Source organism: Streptomyces sp. NBC_01334, assembly GCF_035983595.1.
Taxonomy (GTDB): Bacteria; Actinomycetota; Actinomycetes; order Streptomycetales; family Streptomycetaceae; genus Streptomyces; species Streptomyces coriariae.
In genome coordinates this window covers 7,034,651-7,053,813 of record NZ_CP130718.1, presented here as the reverse complement: position 1 = coordinate 7,053,813, position 19,163 = coordinate 7,034,651, and the positions used below count along the sequence as shown (strand labels likewise).

Sequence of the window (19,163 nt, the reverse complement as noted above, 5' to 3'; positions counted from 1 at the left end):
CCTTCGGTGGAGGTGGAACTGACGCGCCCTCATGCACAACTCGATGCGTCGCACGCGTCAGTTCCGTTCAGTTCGGTGACGGCAACGCGGCCGTGCCGCTGCCGGTGCCCGGCTCCAGGGCGTCCAGCGCCCGGCGCAGACCGGTGAGTTTGCGCTCCAGGTGCGCCGCCGTGGCCACCGCCGCCGCGTCCGCGGACTCGTCGTCCAACTGCTTGGACAGGGCCTCGGCCTGCTCCTCGACGGCCGCGAGCCGCGCGGAGAGCTCGGCGAGCAGCCCCGCGGACTCCTTGACGCCACCGCCCGCGGCGGCCTTGCCGCCACCGCCCTCCAACTGCAACCGCAGCAGCGCCGCCTGTTCGCGCAGCTGGCAGTTCTTCATGTACAGCTCGACGAACACCGAGACCTTCGCGCGCAGCACCCACGGGTCGAACGGCTTGGAGATGTAGTCCACCGCACCGGCCGCGTACCCGCGGAAGGTGTGGTGCGGCCCGTGGTTGATCGCGGTGAGGAAGATGATCGGGATGTCCCTGGTCCGCTCCCGCCGCTTGATGTGCGCGGCCGTCTCGAAGCCGTCCATTCCCGGCATCTGAACATCCAGCAGAATGACCGCGAAGTCGTCCGTCAGCAGTGCTTTCAGCGCCTCTTCCCCGGACGATGCCCGCACCAGCGTCTGATCGAGCGCAGAGAGGATCGCCTCCAGCGCCAGCAGATTCTCCGGCCGGTCATCGACCAGGAGGATCTTGGCCTTCTGCACCATGGCCCGCCCTCCTCGCCCCGGCAGTGCACCGGGCGCCGCCCCTGGGGACGACTCCTTTGCGCCGCCCTTCCTTGTGCCGGTCATGGTAGCCGCACCCCGACCGTCGCCACACCCTGTCACCGTGATGTCACTGTGCACGTAGCAGGAACGCAGCAGGAGACCAGAAGGTTCCCCGAATTCCGCCCCGCTACACGACAGCGGACACCCTGAGTCAGCAACTCCGGGCGCCTCCCGAAGGTTCCCGTCACTCCGCAGGCCCCCTCACTCGTCCCGCATCCACTGCCGCATCACCGACAGCAGGTGGTCGGGGTCGACCGGCTTCGTCACGTAGTCGGAGGCACCCGACTCGATCGCCTTCTCCCGGTCGCCCTTCATCGCCTTCGCGGTCAGCGCGATGATCGGCAGCCCGGAGAACTGCGGCATCCTGCGGATGGCCGTGGTCGTCGCGTAGCCGTCCATCTCGGGCATCATGATGTCCATCAGGACGACCGCCACGTCGTCGTGCTGCTCGAGGACCTCGATGCCCTCACGGCCGTTCTCCGCGTACAGCACCGACAGGCCGTGCTGCTCCAGGACACTGGTCAGCGCGAACACGTTGCGGATGTCGTCGTCGACGATCAGCACCTTCTCACCGCCGAACCGGATCCCCACGCGCGCGTGGGGCGCCGTCTCCTGCGCGCGGGCCGGCCACTGCTCCGGCCGTCCCACCTGCTCGCCGCCGCTCACCAGCCGGCGCCGGCGCCGGAAGAGAGCCGCCGGACCGTTCTGCGCGTCCTGGTACGACCGCACCTCGGCCGGCATCTCGATCTCCGCGTCGGACAGCTCCGACAGCTCGCGCGCCCCGTTCTCCGAGGCCACCAGGTCACCGGCCTCCAGAGCGGGCACGACCTGCTGGTAGCCCTGCGGAGGCAGCTCGCTGGGGTGCAGCGGCAGGTAGAGCGTGAACGTCGAGCCACGGCCCGTCTCGCTCTGCGCGTGGATCTCACCGCCCAGCAACTGCGCGATCTCCCGCGAGATCGACAACCCGAGGCCGGTGCCGCCGTACTTACGGCTGGTCGTGCCGTCGGCCTGCTTGAACGCCTCGAAGATCACCCGCATCTTGCTCGCGGCGATCCCGATGCCGGTGTCGGTCACCGAGAACGCGATCAGCGGCGCGTCCGCGTCGGTCAGCGAACCGGCCTCGAGCAACTGCTCCCGGATCGCCACCGGCACCTCGGCCCCGGCCGGCCGGATGACCAGCTCGACCGACCCGGAGTCGGTGAACTTCACCGCGTTGGACAGCAGGTTGCGCAGCACCTGGAGCAGCCGCTGCTCGTCGGTGTGCAGCGTGGCCGGCAGCTCCGGCGACACCCGCACGGACAGGTCGAGGCCCTTCTCCGCGGTCAGCGGACGGAAGGTGGCCTCCACGTAGTCGACCAGCTGGACCAGCGCGATACGCGTCGGCGAGACGTCCATCTTGCCCGCCTCGACCTTCGACAGGTCGAGGATGTCGTTGATCAGCTGGAGCAGGTCGGACCCCGCGCCGTGGATCGTCTCCGCGAACTCGACCTGCTTCGGCGTCAGGTTGGTGTCCGCGTTGTCGGCGAGCAGCTTGGCCAGGATCAGCAGCGAGTTGAGCGGTGTGCGCAGCTCGTGCGACATGTTGGCGAGGAACTCGCTCTTGTACCGCATCGACACCGCGAGCTGCTCGGCACGCTCCTCCAGGACCTGCCGCGCCTCCTCGATCTCGGTGTTCTTCACCTCGATGTCGCGGTTCTGCTGGGCCAGCAGCTCGGCCTTCTCCTCCAGTTCGGCGTTGGACGCCTGAAGGGCCTTCTGCCGCTGCTCCAACTCGGCCGACCGCTCCCGCAGTTGCTCGGTCAGCTCCTGCGACTGCTTCAGCAGCTGCTCCGTCTTGGTGTTGACGGAGATCGTGTTGACGCTGGTCGCGATCATCTCGGCCAGCTGGTTCAGGAAGTCCTTCTGGATCTGCGTGAACGGCGTGAACGACGCCAGCTCGATCACCCCGAGCACCTGGCCCTCGAACAGCACCGGCAACACGATCACCTGCGCGGGCGGCGCCTCGCCGAGCCCCGAGGAGATCTTCAGATAGCCGGTCGGGGCGTTCGCGACGAGAATCGTCCGCTTCTCCTCCGCCGCCGTCCCGACCAGCGCCTCACCGGGCCGGAACGACGTCGGCATGGAGCCCATCGAGTAGCCGTACGAGCCCAGCATCCGCAGCTCGTACAGGTCCGTGCCGCCTTCGGCCGGCGGCATCGCCAGGAAGAACGCGCCGTGCTGCGCGGCCACCAGGGGCGGCAGCTCGCTCATGATCAGCGAGGCCACGTCCTGAAGGTCTCGTCGGCCCTGCATCAGGGCGGACACGCGGGCGAGGTTGCCCTTGAGCCAGTCCTGCTCCTTGTTGGCGATCGTGGTGTCGCGCAGGTTGGCGATCATCTTGTTGATGTAGTCCTGGAGTTCCTGGATCTCCCCGGACGCGTCCACGTCGATCTTCAGGTTCAGATCACCGCGGGTCACCGCGGTCGCCACGCGCGCGATGGCACGCACCTGCCGGGTCAGGTTCCCGGCCATCTCGTTCACGGACTCGGTCAGGTCGCGCCAGGTGCCGTCGACGTCACGCACGCGTGCCTGACCGCCCAGCTGCCCCTCGGTGCCCACCTCGCGGGCGACCCGGGTGACCTCCTCGGCGAACGACGACAGCTGGTCGACCATCGTGTTGATGGTCGTCTTCAGCTCGAGGATCTCCCCGCGCGCGTCGATGTCGATCTTCTTCGTCAGGTCACCCTTGGCGATGGCCGTCGTGACCATGGCGATGTTGCGCACCTGACCGGTCAGGTTGGACGCCATGCCGTTCACCGAGTCGGTGAGGTCCTTCCACGTGCCCGCCACGCCCGGCACATGCGCCTGCCCGCCCAGGATGCCGTCCGTGCCCACCTCACGGGCCACCTTGGTGACCTGCTCGGCGAACGAGCTCAGCGTCTTCACCATGGTGTTGAACGTGTCGGCGAGCTGCTGGACCTCACCGCGCGCCTCGATCGTCACCTGCCGCGTCAGGTCGCCGTTGGCGACGGCCGCCGCGACCTGGGAGATGTTGCGCACCTGCATGGTCAGGTTCTTGGCCATCAGGTTGACGTTGCCGCTGAGGTCCTTCCAGATGCCCGTGACACCGGGCACGTGCGCCTGGCCCCCCAGGATGCCCTCGGTGCCCACCTCGCGGGCCACCCGGGTCACCTGCTCGGCGAACGACGACAGCTGGTCCACCATCGTGTTGACGGTGGTGACGAGCTCCAGGATCTCGCCCTTGGCGTCGACCGTGATCTTCTTCGACAGGTCGCCCTTGGCGACCGCGGTCGTGACCTCGGCGATCTGACGCACCTGGATCGTCAGGTTGTTCGCCATGAAGTTCACCGACTGGGTGAGGTCCTTCCAGGTGCCGGAGACACCCTGCACCTCGGCCTGTCCGCCGAGCTGCCCCTCCGTACCCACCTCACGGGCGACCCGCGTGACCTCCTGGGCGAACGACGACAGCTGGTCGACCATCGTGTTCAGCGTGTTCTTCAGCTCGAGGATCTCCCCGCGCGCGTCCACGGTGATCTTCTGCGACAGGTCACCACGGGCCACGGCGGTGGCGACCTGGGCGATGTTGCGCACCTGGGCGGTGAGGTTGCCGGCCATGCCGTTCACCGAGTCCGTCAGGTCCCGCCACACACCGGCCACGCCGGGCACCTGCGCCTGCCCGCCGAGCCGGCCCTCGGTACCCACGTCCCGCGCCACCCGGGTCACCTGGTCGGCGAAGGCCGAGAGCTGGTCGACCATCGTGTTGATGGTGTTCTTCAGCTCGAGGATCTCCCCGCGCGCGTCCACGTCGATCTTCTGCGACAGGTCACCACGGGCCACGGCCGTCGTCACCTGCGCGATGTTGCGCACCTGGGAGGTCAGGTTCCCGGCCATCGAGTTGACGGAGTCCGTCAACTCCTTCCAGGTGCCCGACACACCGTCCACCCGGGCCTGCCCGCCCAGCCGGCCCTCGGTACCCACGTCCCGGGCCATCCGGGTCACCTGGTCGGCGAACGACGACAGCTGGTCCACCATCGTGTTCACGGTGTTCTTCAGCTGGGCCATCTCGCCGGAGACGTCCACCGTGACCTTCTGCGACAGGTCACCGTTGGCCACGGCCGTGGTGACCTGCGCGATGTTCCTCACCTGTCCGGTGAGATTTCGGAACGCCGTGTTGACGGAGTCCGTCAGGTCCTTCCACGTACCTGCCGCGCCCGACACCTGCGCCTGACCGCCCAGCTCACCCTCGACCCCGATCTCCCGCGCCACGCGCGTCACCTCGGCGCCGAAGGCCGACAGCTGGTCGACCATCCCGTTGACGGTGTTCTTCAGCTCCAGCATCTCGCCGGCCACGTCCACCGTGACCTTCTGCGACAGATCTCCGCTGGCCACGGCCGTCGTCACGGCCGCGATGTCCCGCACCTGCGTGGTGAGGTTCCTGAAGACGGTGTTGACGGAGTCCGTCAGGTCCTTCCAGGTACCCGCCGCGCCCGGCACGTTCGCCTGGCCGCCCAGCTGCCCCGCGGCCCCCACCTCGTTGGCCACGCGCGTGACCTCGTCCGCGAAGGTCCGCAGCGTCTCGGTCATCTGGTTCATCGTGTCGGCCAGCTGCGCGACCTCGCCGCGCGCCGACACCGTCACCTTCTGCGACAGATCGCCGTTGGCGACCGCCGTGGTCACCTCAGCGATGCCGCGCACCTGGGCCGTCAGGTTCCCGGCCATGGTGTTCACCGAGTCGGTGAGCTCTTTCCACACCCCGTCCACACCGGACACCTGCGCCTGACCGCCCAGGATGCCCTCGGTGCCCACCTCACGGGCCACCCGCGTCACCTCGGACGAGAACGCGGAGAGCTGATCCACCATCGTGTTGACGGTGTTCTTCAGCTCGAGCATCTCGCCCTCGACGTGAACCGTCACCTTCCGGGACAGATCACCCTTGGCCACGGCCGTCGTCACCAGCGCGATGTCCCGCACCTGCGCCGTCAGCCGGTACGCCATCGTGTTGACGGACTCTGTGAGGTCCTTCCACGAACCGGACATACCGCGCACCTGGGCCTGCCCGCCCAGCTTGCCCTCGGTCCCCACCTCACTGGCCACACGCGTGACCTCGTCGGTGAACGTGGAGAGCTGGTCCACGAGGTTGTTGACCGTCCGCCCGACCTTCAGGAACTCACCGCGCAGCGGATGCCCGGTCCCCTCCGGCGTGTGCGTCCTGAGCTCCATCCGCGGCGAGAGATCACCCTCGGCGACCGCCGACAGCACCCGCCCGACCTCGGAGACAGGCCGTACGAGGTCGTCGACCAGCGCGTTCGAGTTGTCGACGGCCGTCGCCCAGGACCCCTCACAGGCGCCCGTCTCCAGCCGCTCGGTGAGCTTTCCCTCACGTCCCACCATGCGCCGGACCCGCGACAGCTCACCCGTGAGATGCAGATTCCGGTCCGCGACCTCGTTGAACACGGCCGCGATCTCCGACATCACGCCGTCGCCGGACACCGTGAGCCGCTTGCGGAAGTTGCCGTCCCGCATGGAGCCGAGGGCTCCCAGCAGCCGGTGCAAGGCCGCCGTGTCCACGACGGTCGTCCCGCCGCGTGGTGTACGCGGCCTGCTCAGAGACTGTCCGCCTTTCGCGCGCGTCTTAGTGCCCCGCGTCGCTGCGCCAGACTCCACTTGTCCCTCCCACAGGGATCGACCGTTACCGCTGTGCCTGGGTGCTACTGCTCGCCATACCTGTTGCCACTCGGTATTCCGCCCGATGAAACCAGGCGGACCCGGGGGGCTGCTGCCCCCTGTACTCAGAAGACACCCAGTCTGCCCGGACCTTCACAAGAAGCTTGCCCAGTGTTTCACCCTTGCCGAACCAGGCCATAACAGTTCGGCAGCTTCGCACATCGTCCGCACACCCTCGGGCGGAAACACTGGCGACCGGCATCCGTAGGGGCCGGGAAGGTAAGTAACCTTGCATGCGGCTGTCCAGCCACGCCGGTCCGACCGGCCTGGGCGGTGGCACGAGCACGAGCGGGCATCGGAGGGGCGGCCGCACACATGACCACCGGACTGATCCCGGGGGGACAGACCCCGGACCCCCGGCCTTCCAGCACGCGCCCGCCCCACCAGCGAGGCGACCTGACCGGCCAGGGAGCCCTGCACGTCGACGACCGGCCGAGGAGTTCAGTGATCACCGCGCGCGCGGCTGCCAGCTTCGAGCCCGTCGGGAGATCCGTGGCGACCGCCCGCTCCTTCGTCCGCGACACCCTTCAGGGCTGGGGCTTCGCCGACATCATCGACGACGCCGTCGTCCTCACCAGCGAACTGGTGACCAACGCGGTCGTCCACGCGGGCACCCACGCCGACGTCCTCTGCCTGCGCAGCGCCGACGGCGTACGCATCGAGGTGTCCGACCGGTACCCCGAACGTGAGATTCCCCTCCAGGGCTCCCTCGCCACCATGGGCAGCCCGGACCGCGAAGGCGGCCGCGGCCTCCAGCTGTGCGCGGCCATCGCCGGCCGCTGGGGCGTCGAGTACACCCCCACCCACAAGCAGGTCTGGTTCCAGCTCGACCTCCCCGACCGCCCGGTCGGCACCCGCACGGCCGGCCCGTCCCTTCCGGCCGACCTCCTCCCGCTCGCCGACAGCCGGGTGCGGGTGGCGGTCGTCCAGATCGACCGCACGGGCGCCATCTCGGCCTGGAACGAAGACGCCGAGGAGCTCTTCGGCTACTCGGCCGACCAGGTCACCGGCAAACCCCTCACCGACCTCGCCGCCTGGCCGCACACGCCCGGTACCAGCACCGGCATCGTCGAGGCCCTCCAGCTCTCCCGCTGGGAGGGCAGCTACGGCATCCGCGGCGCCAACGGCCGTGTCACGCCCGTGTACGCCTCCCACCTCCGCGTCCGCGACACCGACGGCGAGCCGTCCACGGTCTGCCTGCTCGTCCGCGACCACGAGCGCGCGGTCCTCCAGACGCCGTCGCGCGGCCCGGCCTCCGACCCGGCCACCACCTCGGACGGCCAGAACACCGATCCCTTCGAGGTGTTCATCGGCTCCCCGGCCCCGGACGACCTCGACGGTCTCCTCCAGCGCACGGTGGAGCGCGCCCGCGACATGCTCGACGGCGACTCCGCCTTCCTCCTGCTGGCGACCGACGACGAGACGGAGCTGGAGGTCCGCGCCTCCACGGGCCTGCCCTCCGCCCGCCAGCGCTTCGCGCGCGTGCCCGTCGAGGCGGGCCCCGGCCGCTACGGCTCGGCCCGCATGCCGGCCGTCCACGAGGATCTCCTGGCCGTCCCCGGCGCCGTACCCCTGCTGAACGGCACGGGCATGCGCTCGGTCGTCACGGTCCCGCTGAAGGTCGAAGGCCGGCTCACGGGCTCCCTCGGCGTCGCGGCGGAGGCTTCCGGCCGCTACTCCAACGAGGAGGCGCTGCGCCTGCAGTTCGCTGCCGACCGCATCGCCCTGGCCGTGGAGTCGGCCCGCCTCGGCGAGCTGGAACGTCTGCGCCGAGGCTCCCTCAGCTTCCTCGTCGAGGCCTCCGACCTCCTCGCGGGCACCCTGGACCGCGACCAGACCCTGGCCCTGATGGCCCAGATGACGGTTCCGACCCTGGCGACCTGGTGCGCGGTCTACACGATCGCCGACCAGGCCTCCGATCCCTACCTGTCGTACGTCCTGCACGAGGACGAGGAATTCATCGACGGCATCAAGTCGTTGCTCTCGAAGATCGCACCGCCCGACCCGGTCCCCACCCCCGGCGCCCGGGTCTGGGCGGCCCCGGCCGCCGCTGCGCACGACGCGGCCCTGCGCAGCTCCATGCGCAGCCTGGGCCTGACCGGCGGCCCGAACCATCAGATGGCGTCCGGCATCGGCCCCACGCTCGCCACAGCCTCGGCAGTGGGCGGCGAGACGGTCGTGCTCCCTCTGGTCGCCCGCAACCGCGTCATCGGCATGCTGACCCTCGGCAAGCCCACCGACGAACACTTCCGCCAGGAAATCCTGGAACTGGCCGAGGACTTGAGCCGCCGAGCGGCCCTCGCCCTCGACAACGCCCGCCTCTACTCCGAGCGCACGGCAATCAGCCAGGCCCTCCAGCGCAGCCTGCTGCCGCCGGAGCTCCCCGAGATCGACGGCGTCGAGGTCGAGGTCATCTACCGCGCGGCCGGCGAGGGCAACGAGGTCGGCGGTGACTTCTACGACGTCTTCCCCATCAGCGACGGCGCGTACGGCTTCGCCATCGGCGACGTCTGCGGCACGGGCCCGAACGCGGCGGCCGTGACCGGCCTGGCCCGCCACGCCCTGCGCCTGCTGGCACGCGAGGGCCTCAGCGGCCCGGCCGTCCTGGAGCGCCTCAACTCGGCCATCCTCGACGAGGGCGCCCGCAGCCGCTTCCTGACCCTCCTCTACGGCGAGATGCGTCCGCAGGAGGACGGCAGCGCCGAGCTGAAGGTGGTCTGCGCCGGCCACCCGCTCCCCCTGCGCCTGCGCCAGGACGGCACCGTCGAGGCGGCCGCCGAACCGCAGCCGCTGCTGGGCGTCATGGAGGACCTGGAGCTCTACGAGCAGACGGTCACCCTCGACCCGGGCGACGTCCTCCTCTGCGTCACGGACGGCGTCACCGAGCGCCGTGAGGGCACCCGCATGCTGGGCGACGACGGCCTCGCCGACGTTCTCACCACCTGTACCGGTCTCACCGCCGGCGCGGTCGCGGCCCGCATCATGCGCGCGGTGGAACGCTTCGCGTCCGACGCCCCTTCCGACGACATGGCGATCCTGGCGATGCGGGTGGCGTGAGAAAAGAGTACTCAGGGCATGAAGAAGCCCCCGCCCAAAAGGGCGGGGGCTTCTTTGTGGAGCCCTCTAACGGAATCGAACCGTTGACCTTCTCCTTACCATGGAGACGCTCTACCGACTGAGCTAAGAGGGCCGGTCGCTTTTCGAGGTTTCCCTCGCGGCGACAGAACAGATCGTACCCCGAACTGGCCGGTGTTCCCAAACTCGTTCAGAAGGCGGGTTGAAGCAGTCCGCCGAGCGCGTTGCAGGCGGACACGACCCGCTGCATGTCCCGCTTCGTCAACGAAGCGTCCACCGGCAACGCGAGGGTCTCGTCCGCCGCGCGTTCGGTCTCCGGCAGCGACACACACCGCCGGAACTCGGGCAATCGGTGCAACGGAGTCTTCACCGGCACCCGGCACTCGACTCCCTTTCCCCGCAAGGCCCGCGCGAAGGCATCCCGGTCGGGCCGACCGTTCCCCGGCACCCGCACGACGTACTGCTGATAAGTGTGTCCGTCCCCGCCGTCCGGCATCCGCACCCCGCGCAACCGCCCGTCGAGGTAGGCCGCCCGCTCCCGACGCTGCGCGATCTCGTCGTACGGCGCCTCGGAATCCCCCTGTTCCAACACCAGCAGCCCGTGCCGCTGCCCCACCCCGTGCAACCGCCCAACATCCGCCGGCCGGCCGAAGCGGTGCACGACAACGACCGCCGCGGTGCGCGGAGTCACGACCGCTTCGACGGCGGCCGCGTCCAGGCAGTACGTCACCGGATCGACATCGGCGAACACCGGAAGCGCGCCTGCCAGGGCGACCGCTCCGGCGACCTCCACATTCCCGAAGGCCGGCACGATGACCTCGTCACCGACTCCGACGCCTGCGGCCCTGAGCATTGCAGCAGTACCCATGCCGTGGATGCTGAGGGCGGAACATGAACTTCAAGTGGCCGAAAACAAAAAAGGGTTGGTCCCTGAACCAAAGTTCAGGGACCAACCCTTTGAATGATTGTTCGGCGGTGTCCTACTCTCCCACAGGGTCCCCCCTGCAGTACCATCGGCGCTGTAAGGCTTAGCTTCCGGGTTCGGAATGTAACCGGGCGTTTCCCTCACGCTATGACCACCGAAACACTATGAAACACATGCAGCCGCACCATGCCGTGACCATGACATGGGGCCGTTCGTGGTTTCAGAACCAACACAGTGGACGCGAGCAACTGAGGACAAGCCCTCGGCCTATTAGTACCAGTCAGCTTCACCCATTACTGGGCTTCCACATCCGGCCTATCAACCCAGTCGTCTACTGGGAGCCTTAACCCCTCAAGGGGGTGGGAATACTCATCTCGAAGCAGGCTTCCCGCTTAGATGCTTTCAGCGGTTATCCCTCCCGAACGTAGCCAACCAGCCATGCCCTTGGCAGAACAACTGGCACACCAGAGGTTCGTCCGTCCCGGTCCTCTCGTACTAGGGACAGCCCTTCTCAATATTCCTGCGCGCGCAGCGGATAGGGACCGAACTGTCTCACGACGTTCTAAACCCAGCTCGCGTACCGCTTTAATGGGCGAACAGCCCAACCCTTGGGACCGACTCCAGCCCCAGGATGCGACGAGCCGACATCGAGGTGCCAAACCATCCCGTCGATATGGACTCTTGGGGAAGATCAGCCTGTTATCCCCGGGGTACCTTTTATCCGTTGAGCGACGGCGCTTCCACAAGCCACCGCCGGATCACTAGTCCCGACTTTCGTCCCTGCTCGACCCGTCGGTCTCACAGTCAAGCTCCCTTGTGCACTTACACTCAACACCTGATTGCCAACCAGGCTGAGGGAACCTTTGGGCGCCTCCGTTACTCTTTAGGAGGCAACCGCCCCAGTTAAACTACCCATCAGACACTGTCCCTGATCCGGATCACGGACCCAGGTTAGACATCCAGCACGACCAGAGTGGTATTTCAACGGCGACTCCACAACCACTGGCGTGGCTGCTTCAAAGTCTCCCACCTATCCTACACAAGCCGAACCGAACACCAATATCAAACTGTAGTAAAGGTCCCGGGGTCTTTCCGTCCTGCTGCGCGAAACGAGCATCTTTACTCGTAGTGCAATTTCACCGGGCCTATGGTTGAGACAGTCGAGAAGTCGTTACGCCATTCGTGCAGGTCGGAACTTACCCGACAAGGAATTTCGCTACCTTAGGATGGTTATAGTTACCACCGCCGTTTACTGGCGCTTAAGTTCTCAGCTTCGCCAAGACGAATCTTGACTAACCGGTCCCCTTAACGTTCCAGCACCGGGCAGGCGTCAGTCCGTATACATCGCCTTACGGCTTCGCACGGACCTGTGTTTTTAGTAAACAGTCGCTTCTCGCTGGTCTCTGCGGCCACCCCCAGCTCGAGCAGCAAGTGCTCTCACCAGACGTGGCCCCCCTTCTCCCGAAGTTACGGGGGCATTTTGCCGAGTTCCTTAACCATAGTTCACCCGAACGCCTCGGTATTCTCTACCTGACCACCTGAGTCGGTTTAGGGTACGGGCCGCCATGAAACTCGCTAGAGGCTTTTCTCGACAGCATAGGATCATCCACTTCGCCACAATCGGCTCGGCATCAGGTCTCAGACTATGTGAACGGCGGATTTGCCTACCGTTCGTCCTACACCCTTACCCCGGGACAACCACCGCCCGGGATGGACTACCTTCCTGCGTCACCCCATCACTCACCTACTGCAAGTCTGGTTCGTCGGCTCCACCACTTTCCTTTCCCCGAAGGGTCCGGAACGGCTTCACGGACTTAGCATCGCCTGGTTCGATGTTTGACGCTTCACAGCGGGTACCGGAATATCAACCGGTTATCCATCGACTACGCCTGTCGGCCTCGCCTTAGGTCCCGACTTACCCTGGGCAGATCAGCTTGACCCAGGAACCCTTAGTCAATCGGCGCACACGTTTCTCACGTGTGTATCGCTACTCATGCCTGCATTCTCACTCGTGAACCGTCCACAACTACCTTCCGGTGCTGCTTCACCCGGCACACGACGCTCCCCTACCCATCCATACGGGCGTTGGCCCTGTTGTATGAATGACACGACTTCGGCGGTACGCTTGAGCCCCGCTACATTGTCGGCGCGGAATCACTAGACCAGTGAGCTATTACGCACTCTTTCAAGGGTGGCTGCTTCTAAGCCAACCTCCTGGTTGTCTGTGCGACTCCACATCCTTTCCCACTTAGCGTACGCTTAGGGGCCTTAGTCGATGCTCTGGGCTGTTTCCCTCTCGACCATGGAGCTTATCCCCCACAGTCTCACTGCCGCGCTCTCACTTACCGGCATTCGGAGTTTGGCTAAGGTCAGTAACCCGGTAGGGCCCATCGCCTATCCAGTGCTCTACCTCCGGCAAGAAACACACGACGCTGCACCTAAATGCATTTCGGGGAGAACCAGCTATCACGGAGTTTGATTGGCCTTTCACCCCTAACCACAGGTCATCCCCCAGGTTTTCAACCCTGGTGGGTTCGGTCCTCCACGAAGTCTTACCTCCGCTTCAACCTGCCCATGGCTAGATCACTCCGCTTCGGGTCTTGAGCGTGCTACTGAAACGCCCTATTCGGACTCGCTTTCGCTACGGCTTCCCCACTCGGGTTAACCTCGCAACACACCGCAAACTCGCAGGCTCATTCTTCAAAAGGCACGCAGTCACGACGCACCGAGTAAACTCGATGCGCGACGCTCCCACGGCTTGTAGGCACACGGTTTCAGGTACTATTTCACTCCGCTCCCGCGGTACTTTTCACCATTCCCTCACGGTACTATCCGCTATCGGTCACCAGGGAATATTTAGGCTTAGCGGGTGGTCCCGCCAGATTCACACGGGATTTCTCGGGCCCCGTGCTACTTGGGTGTCTCTCAAACGAGCCGTTGACGTTTCGACTACGGGGGTCTTACCCTCTACGCCGGACCTTTCGCATGTCCTTCGCCTACATCAACGGTTTCTGACTCGTCTCACAGCCGGCAGACTGTGAAAGAGAGATCCCACAACCCCGTACACGCAACCCCTGCCGGGTCTCACACGTATACGGTTTGGCCTCATCCGGTTTCGCTCGCCACTACTCCCGGAATCACGGTTGTTTTCTCTTCCTGCGGGTACTGAGATGTTTCACTTCCCCGCGTTCCCTCCACACTGCCTATGTGTTCAGCAGCGGGTGACAGCCCATGACGACTGCCGGGTTTCCCCATTCGGAAACCCCCGGATCAAAGCCTGGTTGACGACTCCCCGGGGACTATCGTGGCCTCCCACGTCCTTCATCGGTTCCTGGTGCCAAGGCATCCACCGTGCGCCCTTAAAAACTTGGCCACAGATGCTCGCGTCCACTGTGCAGTTCTCAAACAACGACCAGCCACCCATCACCCCGAACCCTTAACGGATCCGAGTGCACTGGGGCCGGCACTGAAGGCAGCCATACGGCCATACCCTCAGACACCCAACAGCGTGCCCGGCACCCTCGCCACTCATGATCAGCTTTCCACGCTCCGAAGAACAGTACTTGCAGCCCGAGATGACTGAGAATGCCGAATAATCAACGTTCCACCCATGAGCAACCAGCATCGGACGTACGCCGATGTACTGGCCTCTGACCGAGCAAGCCCGGTAAGAAGTGCTCCTTAGAAAGGAGGTGATCCAGCCGCACCTTCCGGTACGGCTACCTTGTTACGACTTCGTCCCAATCGCCAGTCCCACCTTCGACAGCTCCCTCCCACAAGGGGTTGGGCCACCGGCTTCGGGTGTTACCGACTTTCGTGACGTGACGGGCGGTGTGTACAAGGCCCGGGAACGTATTCACCGCAGCAATGCTGATCTGCGATTACTAGCAACTCCGACTTCATGGGGTCGAGTTGCAGACCCCAATCCGAACTGAGACCGGCTTTTTGAGATTCGCTCCACCTCACGGTTTCGCAGCTCTTTGTACCGGCCATTGTAGCACGTGTGCAGCCCAAGACATAAGGGGCATGATGACTTGACGTCGTCCCCACCTTCCTCCGAGTTGACCCCGGCAGTCTCCTGTGAGTCCCCATCACCCCGAAGGGCATGCTGGCAACACAGAACAAGGGTTGCGCTCGTTGCGGGACTTAACCCAACATCTCACGACACGAGCTGACGACAGCCATGCACCACCTGTACACCGACCACAAGGGGGCGCCTGTCTCCAGACGTTTCCGGTGTATGTCAAGCCTTGGTAAGGTTCTTCGCGTTGCGTCGAATTAAGCCACATGCTCCGCTGCTTGTGCGGGCCCCCGTCAATTCCTTTGAGTTTTAGCCTTGCGGCCGTACTCCCCAGGCGGGGAACTTAATGCGTTAGCTGCGGCACCGACGACGTGGAATGTCGCCAACACCTAGTTCCCACCGTTTACGGCGTGGACTACCAGGGTATCTAATCCTGTTCGCTCCCCACGCTTTCGCTCCTCAGCGTCAGTAATGGCCCAGAGATCCGCCTTCGCCACCGGTGTTCCTCCTGATATCTGCGCATTTCACCGCTACACCAGGAATTCCGATCTCCCCTACCACACTCTAGTCTGCCCGTATCGAATGCAGACCCGGGGTTAAGCCCCGGGCTTTCACATCCGACGCGACAGACCGCCTACGAGCTCTTTACGCCCAATAATTCCGGACAACGCTTGCGCCCTACGTATTACCGCGGCTGCTGGCACGTAGTTAGCCGGCGCTTCTTCTGCAGGTACCGTCACTTTCGCTTCTTCCCTGCTGAAAGAGGTTTACAACCCGAAGGCCGTCATCCCTCACGCGGCGTCGCTGCATCAGGCTTTCGCCCATTGTGCAATATTCCCCACTGCTGCCTCCCGTAGGAGTCTGGGCCGTGTCTCAGTCCCAGTGTGGCCGGTCGCCCTCTCAGGCCGGCTACCCGTCGTCGCCTTGGTGAGCCATTACCTCACCAACAAGCTGATAGGCCGCGGGCTCATCCTTCACCGCCGGAGCTTTTAACCCCCACCCATGCGAGTGGAAGTATTATCCGGTATTAGACCCCGTTTCCAGGGCTTGTCCCAGAGTGAAGGGCAGATTGCCCACGTGTTACTCACCCGTTCGCCACTAATCCCCACCGAAGTGGTTCATCGTTCGACTTGCATGTGTTAAGCACGCCGCCAGCGTTCGTCCTGAGCCAGGATCAAACTCTCCGTGAATGTTTACCGGTAATCCGGTCGACACCACGAGAGCGGAACAGCCAGGCGGAATAAGCCCGGCCGTTCACAGCGTCCTCGCTGTGTTTTGTTTCAAAGGAACCTCATCCTCGGCTATCACTGCCGGGGACGGGGTATCAACATATCTGGCGTTGATTTTTGGCACGCTGTTGAGTTCTCAAGGAACGGACGCTTCCTTTGTACTCACCCGAGAGACTCTCTCAGGCTTTCCTCCGGGCGCTTCCCTTCGGTCTTGCGTTTCCGACTCTATCAGATCTTTTCTCGACCCGATTTCCTCGGTGCTTTCCAGGTTCCCGCTTTTGTTTCGCGGTTTCCTTTCCGGCGGTTCCGACTTTATCAGAAGTTCTGAGTCGGTTTTCCCGGCCCCTCCCGGGAGTGGATCCGGGGCACGAGGTGTACCGGGTTCCCGTTCAGGCGGAGCCGTAAACGTACTGGAGCGGGGCTCCTCGATGCAAATCGGGGAGTCCCGCTCCAGGTTCACGCGTACGGGGAGCCGTACGTCGCTCAGACCTCGACCACGACCGGGAGGATCATCGGCCTGCGGCGATAGGTGTCGGAGACCCACTTGCCCAGCGTGCGGCGGATGAGCTGCTGGAGCTGGTGGGGCTCGACCACGCCGTCCTGCGCGGAGCGTTCCAGGACCTCGGCGATCTTCGGGGTGACGGCCGAGAAGGCCGAGTCGTCGATGCCGGAACCGCGGGCCTGGATGTGCGGGCCGCCGGTGATCTTGCCGGTGGAGGAGTCCACGACGACGAACACCGAGATGATGCCTTCGTCGCCCAGGATCTTCCGGTCCTTGAGGGCCGGCTCGCCCACGTCGCCGACCGAGAGGCCGTCGACGTAGACGTATCCCGCCTGGACCTTGCCGGAGATCTTCGCCTTGCCCTCGACGAGGTCGACGACGACGCCGTCCTCGGCGATCACGATGCGGTCGTGCGGGACGCCGGTCATGGCGCCCAGCTCGGCGTTGGCGCGCAGATGGCGCCATTCACCGTGGACCGGCATCAGGTTCTTCGGGCGGCAGATGTTGTAGAAGTACAGGAGCTCGCCCGCGGAGGCGTGGCCCGAGACGTGCACCTTGGCGTTTCCCTTGTGGACGACGTGCGCGCCCCAGCGGGTCAGGCCGTTGATCACGCGGTAGACCGCGTTCTCGTTGCCGGGGATGAGCGAGGACGCCAGGATCACCGTGTCGCCGGGGACGATGCGGATCTGGTGGTCGCGGTTGGCCATGCGGGACAGGGCCGCCATCGGCTCGCCCTGGGAGCCCGTGCAGACCAGGACCACCTCGTGGTCGGGCAGGTCGTCGAGCGTCTTGACGTCCACCACGAGGCCCGGCGGGACCTTCAGGTAACCCAGGTCGCGGGCGATACCCATGTTGCGGACCATCGAGCGACCCACGAAGGCGACCCTGCGGCCGTACTCGTGCGCGGTGTCCAGGATCTGCTGGATGCGGTGGATGTGGCTGGCGAAGCTGGCCACGATGATCCGCTTGCGGGCGTTCGCGAAGACCGTGCGCAGGACGTTGGAGATGTCCCGCTCGGGCGCCACGAAACCGGGAACCTCGGCGTTCGTGGAGTCGGAGAGAAGGAGGTCGATGCCTTCCTCGCTCAGACGTGCGAACGCGTGCAGATCCGTGAGACGGCCGTCCAGCGGAAGCTGGTCCATCTTGAAGTCGCCCGTGTGGACCACCATGCCCGCCGGCGTGCGGATGGCGACGGCGAGGGCGTCCGGGATCGAGTGGTTGACGGCGATGAACTCGCAGTCGAAGGGGCCGATGCGCTCACGGTGTCCCTCCGCCACCTCGAGGGTGTACGGACGGATCCGGTGCTCCTGGAGCTTGGCCTCGATGAAAGCGAGGGTCAGCTTGGAGCCGATCAGCGGGATGTCCGGCTTCTCCCGGAGGAGGTAGGGGACGGCACCGATGTGGTCCTCGTGACCATGGGTGAGGACGATGCCCTCGATGTCGTCGAGGCGGTCCCTGATGGACGTGAAGTCCGGCAGGATCAGGTCGATGCCGGGCTGCTCCTCCTCGGGGAAGAGCACGCCGCAGTCGACGATCAGCAGACGGCCGCCGTATTCGAAGACCGTCATGTTCCGGCCGATTTCGCCGAGGCCGCCGAGCGGGGTGACCCTGAGGCCGCCCGCCGGGAGCGGCGGGGGCGGGGCAAGTTCGGGATGCGGATGACTCAAAAGACTCTCCTCAACCACACACGCCACGTACCGGTGGGCACGTGGCGTGCATGACGTTCGTGCAGTAGCAGTTGTCGTTGTGGATTGCAGGCACCGGTGGCCTGCTATTCAGTTGTGAAGTCTGTTGTCAGAGCTGTACCCCGCCCGCCGCAAGATCGATCTTGAGCTGTTCGATCTCTTCGGGCGAGCACTCGACCATGGGTGAGCGCAGCGGGCCGGCGGGCAGGCCCAGCAGGGTGAGGGCCGCCTTGGTGGTCATCACGCCCTGGGTACGGAACATGCCCGTGTAGACCGGGAGCAGCTTCTGGTGGATCTCGGTCGCCTTCTGGACGTCCCCGGCGGTGAACGCCTCGACGAGGGCGCGCAGGTCCGGGGTGACCACGTGGCCGACGACGGAGACGAAGCCGACCGCGCCCACGGAGAGCAGCGGCAGGTTCAGCATGTCGTCACCGGAGTACCAGGCCAGCCCGGAGCGCGCGATGGCCCAGCTCGCGCGGCCCAGGTCTCCCTTGGCGTCCTTGTTGGCCACGATCCGGGGGTGCGCGGCGAGGCGGACCAGCGTCTCGGTGCTGATCGGGACACCGCTGCGGCCGGGGATGTCGTAGAGCATGACCGGCAGCTCGGCGGCGTCGGCGACGGCCGTGAAGTGCCGGTACAGGCCCTCCTGAGGGGGCTTGTTGTAGTACGGGGTGACGACCAGGAGGCCGTGTGCGCCTGCCGTCTCGGCCGCGCGGGCGAGCTCGACACTGTGGTGGGTGTCGTTGGTACCGACGCCGGCGACGACGTGGGCACGGTCTCCGACGGCCTCCAGGACGGCTCGTACCAGGTCCGATTTCTCCGCGTCACTGGTGGTGGGGGACTCGCCGGTGGTGCCGTTGACGATCAGGCCGTCGTTGCCTGCGTCCACCAGGTGGGTGGCGAGCCGCTGTGCGCCGTCGAGGTCGAGTGCGCCGTCCGCCGTGAAGGGCGTGACCATGGCGGTGAGGACCCGCCCGAAGGGGGTCTGCGGAGTGGAGGTCGGAGCCATGGGTGACACGCTACTCGTTGCTCACCGTGGGGTCTGCCCGCGGGGGGTGCGGAAAGTCATGACAAAGGTGGAACCCGGCACTGCCTGCTCGGGGGTTCAAGCAGTGCCGGGTCCGTTTGATCAGGCTAGATGAACTTCTCTAAATGCCGCAATACGGACACTTCGCACGAATGATC

The 19,163-nt window shown here is 65.5% G+C and carries 6 protein-coding genes, 1 tRNA gene and 3 rRNA genes; 1 reads left to right on the top strand and 9 read right to left on the bottom strand.

The window, feature by feature from the left end:
• Positions 1-67: 67 nt before the first annotated feature.
• Both OG736_RS31770 and OG736_RS31765 read right to left on the bottom strand, forming a co-directional pair.
• On the bottom strand, positions 68-757 hold the full coding sequence (locus OG736_RS31770; protein WP_314224539.1) for a response regulator: 690 nt from the start codon (positions 755-757) through the stop codon (positions 68-70).
• Between the two features lie 261 nt (positions 758-1,018).
• Complete coding sequence (locus tag OG736_RS31765; RefSeq protein ID WP_327185405.1) at positions 1,019-6,481, bottom strand: HAMP domain-containing protein; 5,463 nt, start codon at positions 6,479-6,481, stop codon at positions 1,019-1,021.
• Between the two features lie 375 nt (positions 6,482-6,856).
• Here OG736_RS31765 and OG736_RS31760 point away from each other — a divergent pair, with 375 nt between their 5' ends.
• Positions 6,857-9,598 (top strand): SpoIIE family protein phosphatase, encoded by a 2,742-nt coding sequence (locus OG736_RS31760; protein WP_327185404.1) that lies wholly within the window; start codon positions 6,857-6,859, stop codon positions 9,596-9,598.
• Positions 9,599-9,655: 57 nt separating this feature from the next.
• On the opposite strand, the gene OG736_RS31755 is transcribed toward OG736_RS31760, so the two are convergent.
• The 7 genes from OG736_RS31755 to dapA all read right to left on the bottom strand — a co-directional run bounded on the left by OG736_RS31755 (position 9,656) and on the right by dapA (position 18,987).
• Positions 9,656-9,731 (bottom strand) — tRNA-Thr (locus OG736_RS31755).
• A 75-nt stretch (positions 9,732-9,806) separates the two neighbouring features.
• Positions 9,807-10,469 carry a DegT/DnrJ/EryC1/StrS family aminotransferase gene (locus tag OG736_RS31750; protein WP_327187758.1) on the bottom strand — a complete coding sequence of 221 codons (663 nt, stop codon included), beginning with the start codon at positions 10,467-10,469 and terminating at the stop codon, positions 9,807-9,809.
• A gap of 114 nt (positions 10,470-10,583) precedes the next feature.
• Positions 10,584-10,700, bottom strand: a 5S ribosomal RNA gene (gene rrf / locus OG736_RS31745).
• A gap of 91 nt (positions 10,701-10,791) precedes the next feature.
• Positions 10,792-13,914, bottom strand: a 23S ribosomal RNA gene (locus tag OG736_RS31740).
• Positions 13,915-14,226: 312 nt separating this feature from the next.
• Positions 14,227-15,752, bottom strand: a 16S ribosomal RNA gene (locus OG736_RS31735).
• Together the 16S, 23S and 5S rRNA genes form the textbook arrangement of a ribosomal RNA operon.
• Positions 15,753-16,274: 522 nt before the next feature.
• Entirely contained in the window at positions 16,275-17,960 is a 1,686-nt protein-coding gene (locus OG736_RS31730; protein WP_327185403.1) for a ribonuclease J, read from the bottom strand.
• Positions 17,961-18,087: 127 nt separating this feature from the next.
• Complete coding sequence (gene dapA, locus OG736_RS31725; RefSeq protein ID WP_020128567.1) at positions 18,088-18,987, bottom strand: 4-hydroxy-tetrahydrodipicolinate synthase; 900 nt, start codon at positions 18,985-18,987, stop codon at positions 18,088-18,090.
• Between the last annotated feature and the right edge of the window lie 176 nt (positions 18,988-19,163).